Raw genomic sequence first — 4,166 nt, 5'->3', positions numbered from 1 at the left:
CCCCCAACCGGAGGGGGCGGCGGACGGAGGAGACCGGCCCGGCCTCCATCAGGCGGTCCACCATCTCCTGCTTCTGCTCCTGGGTAAAGTGGAGCCGGTCCATGGAATCCCGATAGCGGTTGCTCATGTCATTCCCTCGCTTTCTAAGAGTGTGCGGAGCTGCTGGCGTCCGCGGTTGAGCTGGGTGGAAACGGTGGCGGGCTTTTCGCCCAGAAGCTGGGCGATCTCCCGGGCGGCGTAGCCCTCGTAGTAGTACAGGTAAATAACGGTGCGGTATTTGGGGGGAAGCAGGTTGACGGCGGAGAGAAGACTGCCCTCCTCCTCCGCGGGGGCGGGTACGGCCTCCGCCGCGTCCAGGGCTACGGTAGCGCGCCGCCAGCCGCTTTTCAGATGGTCCTTGCACAGGTTGACCGCCGTGCGGATGATCCAGGCCTTCTCATGCTCCGGAGAGGAAAAGGCCTGGGGCTTTTGGAGCAGCTTGAGAAAGACCGTCTGGCAGATATCCTGGGCGTCGTCGGTGCTCTTGAGGTAGGTGTAGCTCAGGCGGAGGATCAGGTCGGAATAGGCGTGCACCAGCCGTTCGGCCTCCCCGCGGTCCAGTGTGACAGGCATGTGTCTCACATCCTTTGCCATTGAGTCAAAGCGCTTTCACCCCTAATACGATTGAGGGGCGGGAAATCTTTCACCCGGGCGCAAAAAAGAAGCGGAAGCCCAGCGGCTTCCGCTTCTCCGGCCTTCAGGGGCGGCCGTCTCCGGCGGGCGCGTCGTCCCCGTCGGTGTGGAGAAACTTCTTGATGACGAAGATCAGGGCCACGGCGGCCACGCCCAGCAGGGTGTCCACCGCGCTGGAGTGGTTGACCACAAGCTGCCGGGCGATGGCAAAGAGCAGCACGTCGGTGACCGCCCGGGGGGTGTGGAGCATCAGCATTTTGACAAATTCGATGCCCACCACGATGGTCATGGCGTCGGCGAAGAAGGCGTCGGCGCTGAAGCTCCCCCCCAGCACCTGGGAAAGGGTTCCCTCCCCCAGAAGGAACAGCTCCAGCAGGGTGACGGCCAGAATGAGGACGGCGACCACCAGCTCCAGAACCCAGGCCGCCTTGAGCAGGCGCTTGACAAAGTTTGAATGCATGGGACTCTCCTTTTTTGATCCATACCAATTGTACTCCCAGTATAGCGAAAGCCGGTGCGCCCGTCAACCGGAAAAGGTATAAGGGGGGGCGGAATGGCCCATAATGGAAAATTAGATTGACTTAAAGGTGAGACTATGCTATGATAACAGCAGTTGAAAAGGGAGTAGTTTGAAGGTATGCCGTCAACACCACGGTCCGGGTTTCCGGCCTGGCGGCATGCGCCCAATGCGGTAACAAGACTTTTCGACAACTGCTGTGGCATGCAGCGGTTGGCGGAAGGTCTTTTTTTGTCGCCTCTCCGCCGGAGAACACTGGGAAAGGAACGAGTGATATGACACAGGCCTATTACAGAAAGACACCGCAGCAGGCCCTGGAGGCGCAGAACGCCTCCGCGGAGGGGCTGTCCGCCCAGGAGGCCCGCCGCCGGGCGGAGCAGTACGGCCCCAACAAGCTCTCCGAGGGAAAGAAAAAGAGCACGCTCCAGGTCTTTCTGGAGCAGTTTAAGGATCTCATGGTACTCATACTCATTATCGCAGCGGTGATCTCCGCCTTCTCCGGCAATGTGGAGAGCACCATCGTCATCTTCGCCGTGCTGGTGCTCAACGCGATCCTGGGCACCGTCCAGTATGAGAAGGCGGAGAAGTCCCTGGAGAGTCTCAAGGCCATGGCCTCCCCCACGGCCAAGGTGATGCGGGGCGGCGTGCGGGTGGAGATCCCCTCCGCCGACGTGGTGCCCGGCGACATCGTCCTGCTGGAGGCCGGGGACATGGTGGTGGCCGATGGCCGGGTGCTGGAGAACTTCTCCCTCAAGGTCAACGAGTCCTCCCTCACCGGCGAGAGCGAGGGCGTGGACAAGACGGCCGAGGCCATCGATGCCGACCAGGTGGCCCTGGGCGACCAGAAGAACATGGTGTTCTCCGGCTCCCTGGTGACCTACGGTCGGGCCACGGTGCTGGTCACCGGCACCGGCATGGACACCGAGCTGGGCAAGATCGCCGCCCTTATGAACCAGACCCAGCAGCGCAAGACCCCCCTGCAGCAGAGCCTGGACAGCTTCTCCGCCAAGCTGGCCATGGTCATCATGGCCATCTGCGCGGTGGTGTTTGCCCTGTCCATCTTCCGCACCGGCATGGGCATTTTGGACTCCCTCATGTTTGCCGTGGCCCTGGCCGTGGCCGCTATCCCCGAGGCCCTGTCCTCCATTGTCACCATCGTATTGGCCATGGGCACCCAGAAGATGGCCCGCCAGAACGCTATTATGAAGGATCTCAAGGCGGTGGAGAGCCTGGGCTCCGTCTCCGTCATCTGCTCGGACAAGACGGGCACCCTGACCCAGAACAAGATGACCCCTCAGAAGGTGTACGCCGACGGCTCCCTGCTGGAGGGAGAGGATCTGAGCCTGGTCAACGACGTACAGAGGCTGCTGCTCAAGGCGGCCCTGCTGGCCAGCGACGCCACCAACAACGAGAAGGAGGGCACCGCCATCGGCGATCCCACCGAGGTGGCCCTGGTGATGCTGGGCGAAAAGTTCGGCGTGGACGAGGAGAGCTACCGCGCCCAGCACCCCCGTCTGGGCGAGTTGGCCTTTGACTCCGACCGCAAGCTGATGAGCACCCTCCACGACATTGATGGGGTGCCTACCCTCTTCACCAAAGGAGCCATCGATGTGCTGCTGAACCGCTCCACCCACCTGCTCACCCGGGAGGGGAAGGTGGAGATGACCCCCGAGCGGAGGGAGGAGCTGGCCCGGGTCAACATGGAGCTGTCCATGGAGGGCCTGCGGGTGCTGGCTTTCGCCTATAAGGAGCTGGATGCCGTGCGCCCCCTCACCCTGGAGGATGAGAACGGCTTTACCTTCATTGGCCTCATCTCCATGATCGACCCGCCCCGGCCCGAGGCCGTCCAGGCCGTGGCCGACGCCAAGCGGGGCGGCATCCGCACCATCATGATTACCGGCGATCACAAGGTGACCGCCTCCGCCATCGCCCGGCAGCTCGGCATCTTCCGGGACGGGGACGAGGCGGTGTCCGGCGTGGAGCTGGACGGCATGACTGACACTGAGCTGGACGAGCGCCTGCCCCGCATTTCGGTCTACGCCCGGGTATCCCCGGAGCATAAGATCCGCATCGTCAACGCCTGGCAGCGCCGGGGCAATATCGTGTCCATGACCGGCGACGGCGTCAACGATGCCCCCGCCCTCAAAAAGGCGGACATCGGAGTGGCCATGGGCATCACCGGCACGGAGGTGTCCAAGGACGCCGCCTCCATGATCCTGGCCGACGACAACTTCGCCACCATCGTCAAGGCGGTGGTCAACGGCCGCAGCGTCTACGCCAACATCAAAAACGCCATCCAGTTCCTTCTCTCGGGCAACACCGCCGGCATTTTCTGCGTGCTCTACGCCTCCCTGCTGGCCCTGCCCGTGCCCTTCCAGCCGGTGCACCTGCTGTTCATCAACCTGCTCACCGATTCCCTGCCCGCCATCGCCATCGGCATGGAGCCCGCCCGGAAGGGCCTGCTGGACCAAAAGCCCCGGGACCCCAGGGAGCCCATTCTCAACCGGCCCCTCCTGGCCCGCATCGGCGGCCAGGGCCTGCTTATCGCCATCGTCACCATGATCGCCTTCTACCTGGGCTACCAGGGGGGCGACGCTGTGATGGCCTCCACCATGGCTTTCGCTACCCTCACTCTGGCCCGCCTGTTCCATGGCTTCAACTGCCGGGGGTCCGAGTCCATTTTCCGGCTGAAGCTATCCACCAACAAGTACTCCGTCCTGGCCTTCCTTGCCGGTGTGGTGCTTCTGCTGCTGGTGCTCTTCACCCCCGGGCTCAAGAGCCTCTTTATGGTGGCCCCCGCCTTCGGCTTTGCCAACCTGGGCGAGATCATCCTGCTGGCCTTCCTGCCCACCCTGGTGATCCAGCTCGTCAAGCTCGTCTGCGACGCCCGCCGGGGGAAATAAACGTATATAACGAGAGCCCGGGGGGGGGGGGGGGGGGGGGGGGGGGGGGGGGGGGGGGGGGGGGGGGGGGGGCG

General features: G+C 63.6%; 3 protein-coding genes. 1 reads left to right on the top strand and 2 read right to left on the bottom strand.

All coding sequences use genetic code 11. The features are described from left to right. Positions 1-123: 123 nt before the first annotated feature. Together ACESY8_RS17525 and ACESY8_RS17520 are read right to left on the bottom strand one after the other, a co-directional pair. Positions 124-612 carry an RNA polymerase sigma factor gene (locus tag ACESY8_RS17525; RefSeq protein WP_009261311.1) on the bottom strand — a complete coding sequence of 163 codons (489 nt, stop codon included), beginning with the start codon at positions 610-612 and terminating at the stop codon, positions 124-126. A gap of 124 nt (positions 613-736) precedes the next feature. Then, positions 737-1,132: a hypothetical protein gene (locus ACESY8_RS17520; RefSeq protein ID WP_007493308.1), complete on the bottom strand. Its 396-nt coding sequence runs from the start codon at positions 1,130-1,132 to the stop codon at positions 737-739. 332 nt (positions 1,133-1,464) lie between these two features. Here ACESY8_RS17520 and ACESY8_RS17515 point away from each other — a divergent pair, with 332 nt between their 5' ends. Next, positions 1,465-4,092 carry a cation-translocating P-type ATPase gene (locus tag ACESY8_RS17515; protein WP_054339367.1) on the top strand — a complete coding sequence of 876 codons (2,628 nt, stop codon included), beginning with the start codon at positions 1,465-1,467 and terminating at the stop codon, positions 4,090-4,092. Positions 4,093-4,166 lie beyond the last annotated feature (74 nt).

The organism is Clostridium sp. ATCC BAA-442 (assembly GCF_964239415.1).
Lineage (GTDB): Bacteria > Bacillota > Clostridia > Oscillospirales > Oscillospiraceae > Flavonifractor > Flavonifractor plautii.
Note: the sequence above shows the minus strand (reverse complement) of the source record. Positions and strands in the feature narration are given on the sequence as shown.